Source organism: Kocuria sp. U4B (genome assembly GCF_054875615.1).
Genome location: NZ_CM142180.1, coordinates 300,713 through 317,045 on the forward strand (window position 1 = coordinate 300,713; position 16,333 = coordinate 317,045).

Sequence of the window (16,333 nt, forward strand, 5' to 3'; positions counted from 1 at the left end):
GGCGGTACGGCGCGGGCCGGGCCCCGTCCGCGAGGACGGGGCCCGGCCCGCAGGAGTGACCGAAGCCTACTGCGCGGCGGCCGCCGCGGCCTCCGTGTTGCTCCCGGTTGCGGCCTGCTCGCCCTTCGGGCCGTCGACCTGCTTGACCTTGGGCTCGGGCCGGGCGTCCACCCCGGCCTCCTTGCGCTGCTGCGCCGTGATGGGCGCCGGGGCGGCGGTGAGCGGGTCGTAGCCGTTGCCGGTCTTCGGGAAGGCGATGACCTCGCGGATGGAGTCGGCCCCGGCGAGGAGGGCGACGACGCGGTCCCAGCCGAAGGCGATGCCGCCGTGCGGGGGCGCGCCGTACTTGAAGCCCTCCAGCAGGAAGCCGAACTTCTCGTCGGCCTCGGCCTCGCCGATGCCCATGACCTCGAAGACGCGCCGCTGCACGTCCTGCTGGTGGATGCGGATGGAGCCGCCGCCGATCTCGTGGCCGTTGCAGACGATGTCGTAGGCGTAGGCCAGGGCGGACTCGGGGTCCTGGTCGAAGGTGTCCAGGAACTCGGGCTTGGGCGAGGTGAACGCGTGGTGCACGGCGGTCCAGGCCCCGGCGCCGACGGCGACGTCCCCGGACTCGACGGCCTCGGCCGCCGGCTCGAACATCGGCGCGTCGACGACCCACACGAACGCCCACTCGCCCTCGTCGATCAGCCCGGTGCGGTGGCCGATCTCCACGCGCGCGGCCCCGAGCAGGGCGCGGGTGGACTTCCTCTCGCCGGCGCCGAAGAAGATGCAGTCGCCGGGCTGGGCGCCGGTGGCGGCGGCGAGGCCGTCGCGCTCCGCGTCGGTCAGGTTCTTGGCGACGGGCCCGGAGAGGGCGCCGTCCTCGCCGACGAGCACGTAGGCGAGGCCCTTGGCGCCGCGCTGCTTGGCCCACTCCTGCCAGGCGTCGAGCGTGCGGCGCGGCTGGGAGGCCCCGCCGGGCATGACGACCGCGCCCACGTAGGGGGCCTTGAACACGCGGAAGGTGGTGTCCTTGAAGTACTCGGTGAGCTCGGTGAGCTCCAGGCCGAAGCGCAGGTCCGGCTTGTCGGAGCCGTACTTCGCCATGGCCTCGGCGTAGGTCATCCGGCGGATCGGGGTGGGGATCTCCACGCCGATGAGCCGCCACAGGGCGGCGACGATGCGCTCGCCCAGGGCGATGACGTCGTCCTGCTCCACGAAGGAGGCCTCGATGTCGAGCTGGGTGAACTCCGGCTGGCGGTCGGCGCGGAAGTCCTCGTCGCGGTAGCAGCGGGCGATCTGGAAGTACTTCTCGACGCCGCCGACCTGCAGCAGCTGCTTGAACAGCTGCGGGGACTGGGGCAGGGCGTACCAGGAGCCGGGCGCGAGGCGGGCCGGCACCAGGAAGTCGCGGGCGCCCTCGGGGGTGGAGCGGGTCAGCGTGGGGGTCTCGACCTCGAGGAAGTCGTCGCCGTGGAGCAGCTCGCGGGCCACGCGGTTGGCCTCGGAGCGCAGCCGCAGGATGCGGGCGGGCCCGGGCCGGCGCAGGTCCAGGTAGCGGTGGCGCAGGCGGGTCTCCTCGCCGACCTCCACGTGGGCGTCGATCTGGAACGGCAGCGGCGCGGCGGTGTTGAGCACGGTCACGGTCTCGGCCATGACCTCGACCTCGCCGGTGGCGAGGGCCGGGTTCTCGTTGCCCTCGGGCCGGCGCTCCACGGTGCCGGTCACCTGCAGGACGTACTCGTTGCGCAGGTGGTGGAAGTCCGCCTCGTCGCGCACCACGATCTGGGCGATCCCGGACGCGTCGCGCAGATCCAGGAACGCCACCCCGCCGTGGTCGCGGCGGCGGCCGACCCAGCCGGCCAGCGTGACGGTCTCTCCGATGTGCTCGGCGCGCAGCTCGCCGAGGTTGTGTGTGCGCAGCACTCAAAAACCCTTCGTTGTTCGGGAGGTCCGGACGGGGCCGCGCGGATCGCACGTTCGCCCGGGGTTCGCCCGGTGCCCCTACTCTCGTTCGGGCACGAGTTTACAGCCCGCCTCTCGGGCCCCAGGACGGCCCCACCGGAGCGCCGGGCTCCCGGGGCCCCGCCCCGGCACCGCGCCGAGCCCCCATCCCGGGCGCATTCCCCCGGGATCGAACGTGGGGAGATGGGGCAGAGGTGGGGACTCGGCGGAAAGGAGCGGGGCTCGGCGGAAGGGAGTGGGGGCTCGGCTCAGGCCTCGACCGGCACGACGGCCCGCACGACCGGGCGCAGGTCCTCGGCCGGCGGGGTCCAGGCGGCGGGGTCGGCGGGGACCTGCTCTCCCGAGCGGATGTCCTTGACCTCGTGGGTCAGGCTCCCGTCCTCGCCGCGGGAGGTGAACCACACGTACGGGATGCCGCGGCGCTCGGCGTACTTGATCTGCTTGCCGAACTTCGCCGCGGTCGCCGAGACCTCGCAGGCGATCCCGCGGGCGCGCAGCTGCTCGGCCGCGTCCTGGGCCTGGGCCCACGACTGCTCGTCCACCAGCGAGACCAGCACCGCGGTGGGCACCTTGCGCGAGGGCTCGGCCATCCCCTGGGAGAGCATCCGCGAGACGAGGCGGGTCACCCCGATCGACAGGCCCACGCCCGGGTAGCTCCTCTTGCCGGCGGAGGCCAGCGACTCGTAGCGCCCGCCGGAGCAGATGGAGCCCAGCTGCTCGTGGCCCACCAGCACGGTCTCGTAGACGGTCCCGGTGTAGTAGTCCAGGCCGCGGGCGATCGACAGGTCGGCCACGACCTTGCCCGGGGCGCGGCGGGCGGCCTCGCCCACCACCTCGGCGAGCTCCGCCAGGCCCTCCTCGAGCAGCTCGTCGCTCACCCCGAGCGCGCGGACCTGCTCCACGAAGGAGGTGTCCTCGGTGCGGATGGAGGCGAGCCGCAGCGCGGCCTCGGCCTGCGCGGCGGTGGCACCGACCTCCTCGCGCAGCGCCTCGGCGACCCGCTCCGGGCCGATCTTCTCGAGCTTGTCGATGTTGCGCAGCACCCCGGCGGTGTCCTCGAGGCCGATGCCGCGGTAGAAGCCCTCGGCGAGCTTGCGGTTGTTGATCCGCAGCCTGAACGGCGGGACGGGCAGCTTCGCGAGGGCGTCGATCATCACGAGCGCGAGCTCCACGTCGTAGCGGAACGGCAGCGTGCCGTCGCCGACCACGTCGATGTCCGCCTGGGTGAACTCCCGGGCCCGGCCCTCCTGGGGGCGCTCGCCGCGCCAGACCTTCTGCACCTGGTAGCGGCGGAACGGGAACGTGAGGAAGCCGCTGTTCTCGACGACGTACCGGGCGAAGGGGACGGTGAGGTCGAAGTGGAGGGCGAGCTGCTCCTCGCCCTTGGGGGAGCCGGCGTCCTCGTCCTCCTGGAGGCGCGAGACGGCGTAGACCTCCTTGTCGATCTCGCCCTTGCGCAGCAGCTGGCCGACGGTCTCGACGGCGCGGGTCTCGATCGAGGAGAAGCCGTGCAGCTCGAAGGTCTCGCGCAGCACGTCGAGCACGTGCAGCTCGACCAGACGCTCCTCCGGAAGCCATTCGGGGAAACCGGACAGGGAGGTCTTGCGGGCCATGGGGGCGTGCTCCTCGGGTGGGACGGGCGGGACGGGGCGACAACGGTCGGACGACGGGACGGCAGGGGCCGCGGGTCCGGACTCATCCTAGAGAGCACCGCCGCCCGGCCCCAAGCTCCGGCCCGTGGGACCTCCCCGGCACGGTCCTCGGTACTATGGGGCAGACGACTGTCCGAAGCCGGGCGACGACGCCGGGTGCACGCTCCGGCCCCCGTCCGGCGAGAGCGAAAGAGTTTCAGCGGTGACCGAACGTCTCGAATCCGACGACCAGCCCACGCCCCGCCCCGTCCCCGCCCCGGGGCCCGTGCCGAAGCCTGCTGTGCCCGCCCCTGCGGCACCGGCCCCGGCAGCGCCCACCCCGGCGGCCGCGGCACCCGGTCCTGCCGCCCCGGCAGCGCCTGCGGCACCGGCCCCCGCCGCCACGGCACCGGCCGCCACGGCACCGGCCCCCGCGGCGGCTCCCGCCCCGGCCCTGGCCTCCCCGGAGACCCTGGAGCGGGCCCGGCCCTTCGGCCGGGTCACCGAGGACGGGCACGTCTACGTCGTGGTGGACGGCGAGGAGGCGCTGTGCGGGCAGTTCCCGGACGCCACCGAGGACGAGGCCCTGGGCTACTTCGCGCGGAAGTTCGAGGACGTCGAGGCGCAGGCGGCGCTGCTCGAGCAGCGCGTGGCCGCGGGCGCCCCGTCGTCGGACATGCTCAAGACGGTCGACCACCTCGCGGAGCAGGTCGCCCAGCGCACCCTGCTGGGCGACATCAGGGCCCTGGAGGCCCGGCTCGAGGCCCTGCGCCCCGCGATCCGCGAGCTGGAGGCCGCGGAGCGGGCCGCCCACGAGGCCCAGCGCGCCCAGAACGTGGCCGCGCGCGAGGCCATCGTGGCGGAGGCCGAGAAGATCGCCGCCCAGGACCCGCAGCGCACCCAGTGGAAGCAGGCCTCGGCCCGGATGGCCGAGCTGTTCGAGCAGTGGAAGGCCCACCAGAAGTCCGGCGTGCGCCTGGGCCGCTCCGCCGAGGACGCTCTGTGGAAGCGCTTCCGCACCGCGCGCACCACCTTCGACAAGCACCGGCGCGCCTTCTTCTCCCAGCTCGACGCCGACAACGCCGAGGCGAAGAAGGCCAAGGAGGCCCTGATCGCCGAGGCGGAGGCCCTGTCGACCTCCACGGACTGGGGCACCACGGCCGCGGAGTACCGCCGGCTCATGGACCGCTGGAAGCAGGCCAAGCGCGCGTCCAAGAAGGACGACGACGCCCTGTGGGCCCGCTTCCGCGCCGCCCAGGACCGCTTCTTCGAGGCCCGCAAGGCCGACAACGACCGGATCGACCAGGAGTTCGAGGGCAACCTCGCCGTCAAGGAGCAGCTGCTCGCCGAGGCCAGGGCGCTGCTGCCCGTCACGGACCTCAAGGCCGCCAAGCGCGCGCTCGGGGACATCCTGGACCGGTGGGAGCAGGCGGGCAAGGTCCCCCGCGCCCACATGCGCCGGGTCGAGGCCGAGATGCGCGCCGTGGAGGACGCCGTGCGCAAGGTCGAGGACGAGAAGTGGCAGCGCTCCAACCCGGAGACGAAGGCCCGCTCCAACTCGATGCTCACCCAGCTCGAGGTGAAGATCGAGGACCAGGAGGCCGCGCTCGCCAGGGCCCGGGCCACCGGGGACACCAAGCGGGCCGCCAAGCTCGAGGCCGAGCTCACCACGAGCCGGCAGTGGCTCGAGACGCTGCGCCGCTCCGCCGCCGACCTGCACTAGGACCCGGAGCCCCTGCGCACGGCCCCGCGGGCCCGCTGTCCACAGCGCGCCCGCGGGGCCTTCCGCGTGCCGGGGTGCGGCGCCAGGCTGGGCCCATGGACGCCCCGCCCTGGCACCCCGACGCCCTGCTCCTGCCCGGCCGGCCCTTCCCCCGGGTCGAGCTCTCCGCGCTCGTCGCCGACGGCGTGCTCGTGCCCGTGGTGCTGGAGGCCCACGTGCTGCGCGGGCGGCCGGTGACCCGGGCGCTGAAGGTCGCGGCGCTGGAGGCGCAGCTGCCCCCGCACCTGCTGCGCCGCGGGGTGCTCGGCCGGCTCTCCGCCGCGTGGTTCTACGACTGCGCCCGGGCGCCGACCACCCTGCCGCTGCTGCTGGACAAGCTGCGGCGCACCACCATGTCCCCCGTGCCGGAGGGGCTCACGCTGCACCAGGTCACGCTGGGCGGCTACGACGTGCACGAGGCCGGGCCCGTGCACGTCACCACCCCGCTGCGCACCGCGGTGGACCTGGCGCTGCACGTGCCGGGGCGGGAGGGCACCGCCGCGCTCGAGAAGCTGATGCACGCCCCGCACCTGCACTGCCCGCCCGCCCTGGTGCACACCGCCCTCGAGAGCTACGGACGGATGCCGGGGCGCCGGGCCGCGCTCGTGCGGGTCCGCCGGGCGGGCCGGGCGATCGGCCGGCCCGTGCCGTGAGCGGCGCCGGCCGGTCCGGGGCCCGGAGGTCCCGCGGCCGGGCGGCTCAGCGCCCGGCCGGCTCCGAGACGGGACGGTGGCCCGTGGTGCGGTAGACGTCGTAGACCCCGTCGATCCGGCGGACCTGGTTGAGCACGTGGTCCAGGTAGCGCGGGTCGCCCATCTCGAACGCGAACCGGGAGATCGCCAGGCGGGACTTCGAGGTGTGCACGGAGGCCGAGAGGATGTTGACGTGGTTCTCGGAGAGCACGCGCGTCACGTCCGAGAGCAGGGACTTGCGGTCGAGGGCCTCCACCTGGATCTCCACCAGGAAGACGCTGGACTGGGTGGGCGCCCACTCGACCTCCACGATCCGCTCCGTGGAGGTCAGCGCCTGCATGTTCACGCAGTCGCGGCGGTGCACCGAGATCCCGGTGCCGCGGGTGACGAAGCCCATGATCTCGTCGGGCGGGACCGGGGTGCAGCAGCGGGCGAGCTTGACGTAGACGTCGGAGGCGCCCTTGACGACCACCCCGGAGTCGGACACGCGCGGGCGGATCGGCTGCGTGGCGATGGTCGTCTCGGCGAAGTCCTCCTCCGCGCCGTCGGCCCCGCCGAGGCTGCCCACGATCTTCTCGACGACGTCCTGGGCGCTGACCACGTCCGAGCCGATCGCCTCGTAGAGGGAGCTGATGTCGGAGCGGTGGAAGTCCTGGGCCACCGCGAGCAGCGACTCCTGGGTGAGGGTGCGCTGCAGGGGCAGGTGGTGCTTGCGCAGCGCCCGGGTGAGCGCGTCCTTGCCCTTCTCGATGGCCTCCTCGCGGCGCTCCTTGGAGAACCACTGGCGGATCTTGTTGCGCGCGCGCGGGGAGCGCACGAACTTCAGCCAGTCCTGCGACGGGCCGGCGTGCTCGGACTTGGACGTGAGGACCTCGACCCAGTCCCCGTGCTGCAGCTCCGAGGACAGGGGCACGAGCTTGCCGTTGACGCGCGCGCCGATGGTCTTGTGGCCCACCTCGGTGTGCACGGCGTAGGCGAAGTCCACGGGCGTCGAGCCCGCGGGCAGGGCCATCACCTCGCCCTTGGGCGTGAAGACGTACACCTCGGACGTGTTGATCTGGTAGCGCAGGGAGTCCAGGAACTCGGAGGAGTCCTGCGTCTCCTCCTGCCAGGACACGAGCGAGCGCAGCCAGTTCAGGTCGCCCTCCTGCGCCTTGGGCGTGGCGGAGTTCGCCTGGTTGACCTGGTCCTTGTACTTCCAGTGCGCGGCCACGCCGTACTCGGCGCGGCGGTGCATCTCGTGGGTGCGGATCTGGATCTCCACGGGCCGGCCGTCCGGGCCGATCACCGTGGTGTGCAGGGACTGGTACATGTTGAACTTCGGCATGGCGATGTAGTCCTTGAACCGCCCCGGCAGGGGCCGCCACCGCGCGTGCAGGGCGCCCAGCGCCGCGTAGCACTCGCGCACCGTGTTCACGAGCACCCGGACCGCCTGCAGGTCGTGGATCTCGTCGAAGTCCTTCCCGCGCACGATCATCTTCTGGTAGATCGAGTAGTAGTGCTTGGGCCGGCCCGTGATGGTCGCCTCGATCCCCGCCTCGGCGAGGTCCTCCGCGATCCGCTCCCGGATCTTGGCCAGCGACCGCTCGCGCTGGGGCTGGCGCTCCCCCACCATGCGGACGATCTCCTCGTAGACCTTGGGGTAGAGCGCCGCGAAGGCGAGGTCCTCGAGCTCCCACTTGATGGTGTTCATGCCGAGCCGGTGGGCCAGCGGGGCGAAGATCTCGAGGGTCTCGCGGGCCTTCTTCGCGGACGACGCCGGGGGCACGAAGCGCCAGGTGCGGGCGTTGTGCAGGCGGTCGGCGAGCTTGATGACGAGCACGCGGATGTCCTTGGCCATCGCCACGATCATCTTGCGCACCGTCTCGGCCTGCGCGGCGTCCCCGTACTGGACCTTGTCGAGCTTGGTCACGCCGTCGACGAGCGCGGCGACCTCGTCCCCGAACTGCGCGCGCAGCTGCTCGAGGGTGTAGTCGGTGTCCTCGACGGTGTCGTGCAGCAGGGCGGCCACGAGGGTCGCCCCCGTCATGCCGAGCTCGGCGAGGATCGTGGTCACGGCCACGGGGTGGGTGATGTAGGGGTCGCCGCTCTTGCGCTTCTGCCCCTCGTGGCACTTCTCGGCCACCTTGAACGCCCGCTCCAGGACCTCGAGGTCCTCCTCGGGGTGGGTGGCGCGCACGGTGTGCAGCAGCGGCTCCAGGATCGGGGAGTGGTCCATGGGCCGGCCGGAGAGGTAGGACAGGGAGGACCGGGTGCGGTCGCTGCGGCCCGGGAACACCGCGCGCCCCACCATCGAGCGCGAGGCGGGCAGGACGTAGTGCGTGCCGGCCATGTCGGAGCGCCGCGGCGGCATGGGGGCGGCCCCCGGGCCTGCGGGGGTGGTGCCGTCGTCGGTCGGGCTCATGACCGTGGCTCCCTTCCCGGTATGCGCGCGGGGCGGCGGCCGTGCGGCCGCCGCCCCGGGCGTCGAGTGACGTGTGGTGCTGCTGTGCGGCGGGCGCTCCTGCGCGGCCCGCCCTACGGTGAGCTACATTCTAGTCCGCCGCGGCGGCCACGGCGGCACGCTCCGCCGGGACCTGCCGCGGGTCGCCCGCACCGGCCTCCTGCTCCCGCACGGCCGGCTCCCCGCGGCGCAGCAGCGCGTACAGCGGGGCGGCGACGAACAGGGTGGCCACGGTGCCCGCGACGATGCCCACGAACAGGGACAGGGACAGGTCCTTGAGGGTGCCCGCGCCGAGGACCAGCCACCCGATGAACAGGATGGAGCCCACCGGCAGGATGCCCACGACCGACGTGTTGATCGAGCGGACCAGGGTCTGGTTGACGGCGAGGTTCACCTGGTCGGAGAAGCCCCGCCCGGCGCGCTCGGGCGGGGCCGTGCCGTCGAGCAGGCCCTCGGTGTTCTCCCGGACCTTGTCGAAGACCACCACGGAGTCGTAGAGGGAGTAGCTGAGCACCGTGAGGAAGCCGATCACCGCCGAGGGCGTCACCTCGAAGCCCACGAGCGAGTAGACGCCCGCGGTGATGGCCACGGTGGCGAGCATCCCGGCGATCGCGGAGACCGACATCTTCCAGGTGCGGAAGTACAGGGCCATCAGCGCCGTGGCCAGGACCACGAAGACCACCAGGCCCCACAGGGCCTGGCGGGTGACCCCGGCGCCCCAGGTGGGGCCCACGAAGGTCGACGTCACCTGGTCCTCGCCCACCCCGTAGGCGGTGACGAGGGCGTCCTTGACCGCCAGCGTCTCGTCGTCGTCGAGCTGCTCCGTCTGCACGCGCACCGTCTCGGCGGCGATGTTGGTGACCTCGACCTCCGCGGCGTCGGAGGACTCCGCGACGGCGCGCTCGCCCACGGACACGTCCGGGTCCGCGACCGAGGAGACCGTGAACTCGGACCCGCCCGTGAAGTCGATGCCGAGGTTGAACCCGCCCTTGACCACGGGCACCAGCAGGGAGAGGACCACGGCGGCGGCGGCCACCGCCAGCCACAGCCGCGCCCTCGCCACGAAGGGGTAGGACTTCCGCCCGCTGTGCAGGGCGTTGCCGAAATCTGCGAACCGGGACATCAGGCGTTCTCCTCGGAGGTGCGGGCGGGGGCGGACGACGCCGAGGCGCCGGCCGGTGCGCCGGCCGGCGCGTCACCGGCGGGCTCCTCCGGGGCGGCGGCCCGGGCGGCGAGCCGGCGCCGCTCGGCGATGGTCAGGCCGTCGTGCTCCCCGGGCTGCCGCAGCCGCCCGGCCCCCCGGTAGAGGGGCACGGCGTCGAGGGCCTCGGGGTTGAGCCCCGAGTGCTTCCCGCCGCCGCCGAAGTAGCGGGTGCGGGCGAGCAGCACCATGACCGGGTGGGTGAACAGGAAGACCACGAGCAGGTCGGCGAGCGCGGTCAGGCCCAGGGTGAAGGCGAAGCCGCGGACGTTGCCGACCGCCACGAAGTAGAGCACCACGGCGGCCAGCAGGTTCACGGCCTTGGACGCGAGCACCGTCTGGCGGGCGCGCCGCCAGCCGTGGTCGACCGCGGCGGGGATGGAGCGGCCGCCGCGGATCTCGTCGCGGATGCGCTCGAAGTAGACGATGAAGGAGTCGGCGGTCTGGCCGATGGCCACGATCAGGCCCGCGACGCCCGCCAGGGACAGCCGGTAGTTCGCGGACCAGCCCAGCAGCGCGATCGCCAGCCAGGTGAGCACGCCGGCCACCACGAGGGAGCTGATGGTCACGAGGCCGAGCAGCCGGTACTGGAACAGCGAGTAGACGCACACCAGGGCCAGGCCGATGAGCCCGGCGACGATGCCCATCCGCAGCTGGTCGGCGCCCAGCGTCGCGGAGATCTGCTGCTCGGACTGGATCCCGAAGCTCACCGGCAGGGCACCGTACTTGAGCTGCTCCGAGAGGAACTTGGCCTGCTCCTCGGTGAAGCTGCCCGTGATCTCGGCCTTGCCGTCGGAGATCACGGCGTTCATGGACGGCGCGGAGACCACCTGGCCGTCGAGCAGGATCGCGAACTGGCTGCGCGGGTCCCCGGGCGTGGTCTGCCCGATGCCGTAGAGCCGCTCGGACAGCGCCCGGAACCGGTCGGTGGCCTCGGGGCCGAACTGGAGGTTCACGGCGAACTGGTTCAGGGACACGCCCGTGGAGTTCTGCGCGGTCCCGTAGGAGGCGTCCTGGATGCCGGTGCCCTGGATCTCGACGGGGCCGAGCAGGTACTTGGTGCCGGTGTCGGGCTCGCACGCGACGACCGGCTCGTCGGCCGGCTGCGCCTCCCGCTCCTCGGGGGGCACCGTGGCGGTGCAGTCGGTGGCCTCGAACTGCCGGTAGAGCTCGGGGGTGATCCAGTTGGGGTCGGAGGAGTCGGCGGGCTCGCCCGTGGGCTCGGGCAGCTCGTCCTTCGGCGTGCGCTGGTCCTCGGGCACGGCCCCGGCGGCGGCGGTCGTGAGCACGGGGCGGAAGTTCATCTCCGCCGACGACTGGATCAGCTCCCGGGTCTCGGCGGAGGGCACGCCCGGCATGGACACGACGATGTTGTCCCCGGACTGGGTGGAGATCTCCGCCTCGGAGACCCCGGACCCGTCGACGCGCTGGCGGATGATCTCGACCGCCTGGCTGAGCTGCTCGGGGGTGATCTCCCGGCCCTCGTCGTCGCCCCGCAGCGACGGGGAGAGGATCATCTGGGTGCCGCCCTCGAGGTCGAGGGCGAGCTTCGGGCCCCAGCCGGTGCGGTCCGTGCCGGCGCCCCAGGCGAGCAGCCCGGCCAGCAGGGCCAGGAGCACGAGGAGCCCGAGCAGGGAGCGGCGGGCGCCGGAGAGGGCGGCCCGCACCCCCGGGCCCGCGGGGGCGCTGGAGCCGGCCCGCGCGCCCGCGCGCCGGGAGCCGTCGGGGGCGTCGGGTCCGGCGCCGCCGGACGTGTTCCGTGTGGTCAGTGCCATGGTCTTCCTTACGGGCAACGGCCCGGTCCCCCGGGCCTGCTCATGGGAACGGGCCGACCAGTGGTCGGCCCGTGCTCCCGAGGGGGGTCAGTCGCTGCGCTGTCCGGGGTCGCGCGGGGTGTCCTCGTCGCGGACCTCGGCGGACGTCGACCCGGGCAGTTCCTCACCGGGCGCCGGGCGCGCCCCGAGGTCGCCGGCCGGCTCGGCGTCGGCCGCCGTGGCGGGCTGCTCGTCGACGACCGTGGTGACGGTCTGCAGGTGGACGGTGACGGAGGTGCCGGGGGCGATCTCCAGGACGGCCTTGTTCTCGTCCCGGTCGATGGCCCGGACGGTGCCGTAGAGGCCGAAGCTGGTCATGACCTCCGTGCCGGGGGCCATGCTCGCCTGCTTCTCCTTCATCTGGGCCGTGGCCTTCTTCTGCCGGCGCATGGGCAGCCACAGCAGCAGCACCATGGCCACGAGCATCAGCGGCAGCAGCCACGAGGTGCCGCCGCCCGCGGGCTGGGCCGCCTGGGCGGTGAGGGACTGGACGAGGAGGTGCGGGCTCACGGACTTCCGTTCGATCGGGTGCAGGTGTTGCTCCCATGGTAGGTGATCCACCCAGGAGCTCCCTGGAGGCGCCCGCGCCGGAACGGCGCGGGCCCGCCGCGGGCCCGGCCCCGCCGGTCCGTGGCCGCTCAGCCCTCGAACAGCGGGGGCTCCTCGTCGTCCCCGCCCGGCGCGCCCGGCGCCGCGCCGAAGGCGGCGCGCACGGCGGGGTCCTGGAAGGCGGCGTGCTCGGGCGGGGTCAGGCCGAGGTGCTCCCACGCCGCGGCCATGGCGATGCGGCCCCGCGGGGTCCGTCCCAGCAGGCCCTCCCGCACGAGGTAGGGCTCGGCGACCGTCTCGACGGTCTCGGTCTCCTCCCCCACGGCGATCGCGAGGGTGGACAGCCCGACCGGGCCGCCGCCGAACTTCGTGACCAGGGCCTCGAGCACGGAGCGGTCGAGGCGGTCGAGCCCGCGGGCGTCGACCTCGTACATGTCCAGGGCCGTGGAGGCGGCGCGGGCGTCGATCCGGTCGACGCCGTGCACCAGCGCCCAGTCCCGCACCCGGCGCAGCAGCCGGTTGGCGATGCGCGGGGTGCCGCGCGAGCGGGACGCGACCTCGGTGAAGGCCTCGGCGGTCATGGCGAGGTCCATGAGCCCGGCGGAGCGGCGCAGCACGAGCTCCAGCTCCTCCACGGAGTAGAACTCGAGGTGTCCGGTGAACCCGAAGCGGTCGCGCAGGGGCCCGGGCAGCAGCCCGGCGCGGGTGGTGGCGCCCACGAGCGTGAACGGCGGGAGGTCGAGCGGGATGGAGGTTGCCCCGGCGCCCTTGCCGACGACGATGTCGACCCGGAAGTCCTCCATGGCCATGTAGAGCATCTCCTCGGCGGGGCGGGACATCCGGTGGATCTCGTCGAGGAACAGCACCTCCCCCTCGGTGAGGGAGGACAGGATCGCGGCGAGGTCCCCGGCGTGCTGGATGGCCGGGCCCGAGGAGATGCGCAGCGGCGCGGCCATCTCCTCGGCGATGATCATGGCGAGAGTGGTCTTGCCCAGGCCCGGCGGGCCGGAGAGCAGGACGTGGTCGGCGGAGCGCCCGCGCAGCTTCGAGGCCTCGAGGACGAGGGAGAGCTGCTGGCGGACCCGCTTCTGGCCCACGAACTCGTCGAGGTTCGCCGGGCGCAGCGCGGACTCCAGCTGCTTCTCGTCGGGCTCGTTGTCCGCGGAGACCAGCCGGTCGCGGGAGTTGACGGCCGGGCCGTCCTCGCGGGCCACGGTCAGGCCCCCCGCTCGGCGGCGGTGCGGGTGCCGGCCTTCGCCGTGCCCAGCCACGCCAGGACGGTGCGCAGGATGACCGCGACGTCCCCGGAGTCCGCGAGCTCCTCGCGCCCGGCCAGGGCGTCGGCGATGCCGCGGGTGGCGTCCTTCTCGTTCCAGCCCAGGCCCACGAGGGCCTCCAGCACCTGCGCGCGCCACGGCTCGACCGGGACGGCCGCCGGCTCCGCGGGCCGCTCGGGGACGATGAGCTTGTCGGCGAGCTCCAGCACGATCCGGCGGGCGCCCTTGGGGCCGATCCCGGGAACCTTGGTGAAGGCCTTGGCGTCGCCCTGGGCGATGGCCCGGTGGACGTCGTCGGGGCCCAGCACGGCGAGCACGGCCAGTGCGGTGCGCGGGCCGACCCCGCTGACGCCGAGCATGATCTCGAAGACCTCCCGCTCGGCGGGACCGCGGAAGCCGAAGAGCAGCGGCGACTCGTCCTTGCGGGCGACGTAGGCGGTGTCGAGGCGGACCTCTCCCCCGACGCGCAGCCCGGAGAGCGTCTCCGCGGTGGCGTGCACCTGGACGCCGAAGCCGCTCACCGACACGACGGCGGTGGTCAGGCCGACGTGCTCGACCCGGCCCGTGATGGACGCGATCACCGCGTGCCTCCTTCCGGTGCCCGGCACCGACGACGTCGGCCGGGCGCCGTGCGAACAGAACTACGGACACAACTACCGGACAGAACTACCGAACACATCTACGAATGTGTCGTCGACCGCCACTCTAGCAGTGGGCCCCGACGCCACCGGCGCACCCGGCGGCGCACCGCCCGGGCCGGCTCAGCCGCGCCCGCCCCGGCGGGCACGGGCCTCCGCCTCCGCCCACGCCTGCTGGGCGGGGGTCATGACCCGGCGGCGGTGGGCGACCGGGCGGGCGCCCTGGTGGGTCTCGGTGCCGGCGGTGGCGTCCATGCCCGTGCCGCCGCCGCGCCAGCCGTGGCAGATGGCGATGGCCAGGGCGTCCGCGGCGTCCGCCGGCCTCGGCGCCTCGGCGAGGCGCAGGATGCGCACCACCATCCGGGCGACCGAGGCCTTGTCCGCCCCGCCGTCGCCGGTGACCGCGGCCTTGACCTCCGAGGGGGTGTGCCAGGCCACCGGGATCCCGTGCCGGGCGGCGGCCGCGATCACTGCCCCGGAGGCGTGGGCCGTGCCGATCACCGTGTTCACGCTGGTCTGGGCGAACACGCGCTCCAGGGCCACCGTGTCCGGGTGGTAGCGCTCGATCCAGCGCTCGGCCGCCTCCCAGATCCGCAGGATCCGCCGGTCCAGGGGGTCGGCCGCCGCCGTGCCGGCCACGCCGACGTCCACGAGGGACGCCGTGCGGTTGCCGGCCATGTCGATCAGGCCGAAGCCGCAGCGCGTCAGCCCGGGGTCGACCCCGAGGATCCGCTGGGCGGTCGTGGTCAGTCCTCGGTCTCGAGCTGCGCCAGGACCTCGGCGGGGATCTCGGCGTTCGAGTAGACGTTCTGCACGTCGTCGAGCTCCTCCACGGCCTCGGCCAGGCGCAGGAACCTGCGGGCGCCGTCCGCGTCCAGCTCCACCTTCATGGTGGGGCGGAACTGCGGGTCGTCGTTGTTGTACTCGAGCCCGGCCTCGTCGAGGGCCGCGCGGATGCTCGGCAGGTCGGTGGCCTCGGAGACGACCTCGAAGACGTCCTCCTGCTCCACGACCTCCTCGGCGCCGGCGTCGAGCACGGCCATGAGCACGTCGTCCTCGCTCAGCCCGTCCGCGCGGGTGACCTCGACGACGCCCTTGCGCTCGAAGAGGAACGCCACGGAGCCGGAGTCGGCCATGGTGCCGCCGTTGCGGGTCACGGCCACGCGGACCTCGGAGGCCGCCCGGTTCTTGTTGTCGGTGAGGCACTCGATGTAGAGGGCGGTGCCCTGGGGGCCGCGGGCCTCGTAGAGGATCTCGGTGTAGTCCACGACCTCACCGGTCAGCCCGGCGCCGCGCTTGATGGCGCGGTCGATGTTGGCCACCGGCACCGAGTTCTTCTTGGCCTTGGACACGGCGAGGTCCAGGGCCGGGTTGCCCGAGGTGTCGGGCCCGCCCATGCGCGCCGCCACCTCGATGCCCTTGATGTACTTGGCGAAGGCCTTGGCGCGCTTGGCGTCGATCGCGGCCTTCTTGTGCTTGGTCGTGGCCCACTTGGAGTGCCCTGACATGCGTTCCTCCTCGGAAGTCTGCGACGCGATGGTGCGCCGGGGAAGTCGTCGGCCCTCGTCCCGGCGCGGCGGGGCGCCGGGACGGGCCGGAAAAGTCCTGGTCCATTCTACCGGGTGCGCCCGCTCCCGGTGCCGGGCCTAGCGGGGCCTGGCCTGGGCGACCTCGCGGGCGCGCTCGGCGAGGGTGTCGTCGAGGGGCTCGCCGTCGAAGACCCCGAGGCGGCGCTCCACCGCCGCGCGCAGGAGGTGGTCGGCCACCGACGGGTTCTTCGGCAGCATCGACCCGTGCAGGTAGGACGCCACGACGTTGTGCACGCGCGCGCCCTCGGTGCCGTCCTCGCCGTTGTTGCCGGCACCGTGGACCACGGTGCCGAGCGGGGCCTGGCCGGGACCCAGGCGGGTGATCCCGGAGTGGTTCTCGTAGCCGACGACCGTGCCGAACTCGGGGGAGTCCAGGACGATGTTGCCGATCAGCCGGGTGGGCCCGCCCACGGTGGTGACGTCGAGGACGCCGATGCCGGGCAGGGTCTGCCCGGCGCCGGTGCGGAACTCGTGGCCGAACAGCTGGTAGAGCCCGCAGATCGCGAGCATGGGCACGCCGTCGGCGGCCATGGCCCGCAGCTCGGGGGCGATGCGCTGCAGGTCCTCCTGGACCCGGAACTGCCCGGAGTCCTGACCGCCGCCGCCCACGAGCAGGTCGGCGTCCCGGGGGAAGGGGTCCCCGGGGTTGTGGTCGGTCAGGCGCACGGCGTAGCCGTAGCGCTCGAGCCGGCGCTTGAGGGTCAGGGTGTTGCCCCAGTCCCCGTAGATGTTCATGTCCCGGGGGTAGAGCTGGACGAGGTGGACGGTGCGGTCGGTGGGGGCAGTCATG

General features: G+C 73.5%; 13 protein-coding genes. 2 read left to right on the forward strand and 11 right to left on the reverse strand.

The features are described 5' to 3' along the window. Positions 1-66 precede the first annotated feature (66 nt). The gene (aspS, locus tag ACYSMR_RS01375) at positions 67-1,908 is read right to left on the reverse strand and encodes an aspartate--tRNA ligase (protein WP_251333346.1); all 1,842 of its coding nucleotides are present in this window, start codon (positions 1,906-1,908) and stop codon (positions 67-69) included. Between the two features lie 287 nt (positions 1,909-2,195). Then, positions 2,196-3,560, reverse strand: coding sequence for a histidine--tRNA ligase (gene hisS, locus ACYSMR_RS01380; RefSeq protein WP_461747142.1), 1,365 nt, complete (start codon positions 3,558-3,560; stop codon positions 2,196-2,198). Between the two features lie 241 nt (positions 3,561-3,801). Between hisS and ACYSMR_RS01385 the strand changes: the two genes are divergently transcribed. Continuing rightward, positions 3,802-5,301 carry a DUF349 domain-containing protein gene (locus ACYSMR_RS01385; RefSeq protein WP_374238485.1) on the forward strand — a complete coding sequence of 500 codons (1,500 nt, stop codon included), beginning with the start codon at positions 3,802-3,804 and terminating at the stop codon, positions 5,299-5,301. A gap of 95 nt (positions 5,302-5,396) precedes the next feature. Then, the gene (locus tag ACYSMR_RS01390; protein ID WP_251333348.1) at positions 5,397-5,993 is read left to right on the forward strand and encodes a type IV toxin-antitoxin system AbiEi family antitoxin; all 597 of its coding nucleotides are present in this window, start codon (positions 5,397-5,399) and stop codon (positions 5,991-5,993) included. A gap of 46 nt (positions 5,994-6,039) precedes the next feature. Here ACYSMR_RS01390 and ACYSMR_RS01395 read toward each other — a convergent pair whose 3' ends face one another. From ACYSMR_RS01395 to ACYSMR_RS01435, 9 genes are all read right to left on the reverse strand, one after another. Continuing rightward, the gene (locus ACYSMR_RS01395) at positions 6,040-8,436 is read right to left on the reverse strand and encodes a RelA/SpoT family protein (protein WP_374238486.1); all 2,397 of its coding nucleotides are present in this window, start codon (positions 8,434-8,436) and stop codon (positions 6,040-6,042) included. Positions 8,437-8,566: 130 nt separating this feature from the next. Further along, complete coding sequence (secF, locus tag ACYSMR_RS01400) at positions 8,567-9,598, reverse strand: protein translocase subunit SecF (RefSeq protein WP_251333349.1); 1,032 nt, start codon at positions 9,596-9,598, stop codon at positions 8,567-8,569. Beyond that, positions 9,598-11,451 carry a protein translocase subunit SecD gene (gene secD / locus ACYSMR_RS01405; protein ID WP_309125246.1) on the reverse strand — a complete coding sequence of 618 codons (1,854 nt, stop codon included), beginning with the start codon at positions 11,449-11,451 and terminating at the stop codon, positions 9,598-9,600. The genes secF and secD overlap by 1 nt, the downstream gene beginning before the upstream one ends. Positions 11,452-11,538: 87 nt before the next feature. Continuing rightward, the gene (gene yajC / locus ACYSMR_RS01410) at positions 11,539-12,000 is read right to left on the reverse strand and encodes a preprotein translocase subunit YajC (RefSeq protein WP_251333351.1); all 462 of its coding nucleotides are present in this window, start codon (positions 11,998-12,000) and stop codon (positions 11,539-11,541) included. Positions 12,001-12,128: 128 nt separating this feature from the next. After that, positions 12,129-13,253: a Holliday junction branch migration DNA helicase RuvB gene (ruvB, locus tag ACYSMR_RS01415; protein ID WP_251333352.1), complete on the reverse strand. Its 1,125-nt coding sequence runs from the start codon at positions 13,251-13,253 to the stop codon at positions 12,129-12,131. 2 nt (positions 13,254-13,255) lie between these two features. Next, positions 13,256-13,897 (reverse strand): Holliday junction branch migration protein RuvA, encoded by a 642-nt coding sequence (gene ruvA / locus ACYSMR_RS01420; RefSeq protein WP_461747143.1) that lies wholly within the window; start codon positions 13,895-13,897, stop codon positions 13,256-13,258. A 180-nt stretch (positions 13,898-14,077) separates the two neighbouring features. Then, positions 14,078-14,632 (reverse strand): crossover junction endodeoxyribonuclease RuvC, encoded by a 555-nt coding sequence (locus tag ACYSMR_RS01425; RefSeq protein WP_251333354.1) that lies wholly within the window; start codon positions 14,630-14,632, stop codon positions 14,078-14,080. A 68-nt stretch (positions 14,633-14,700) separates the two neighbouring features. Next, complete coding sequence (locus ACYSMR_RS01430; RefSeq protein ID WP_251333355.1) at positions 14,701-15,462, reverse strand: YebC/PmpR family DNA-binding transcriptional regulator; 762 nt, start codon at positions 15,460-15,462, stop codon at positions 14,701-14,703. Positions 15,463-15,600: 138 nt separating this feature from the next. Further along, a complete protein-coding gene (locus tag ACYSMR_RS01435) occupies positions 15,601-16,332 on the reverse strand; it encodes a type 1 glutamine amidotransferase (RefSeq protein WP_309125245.1) in 732 nt (243 codons plus the stop codon). Position 16,333 lies beyond the last annotated feature (1 nt).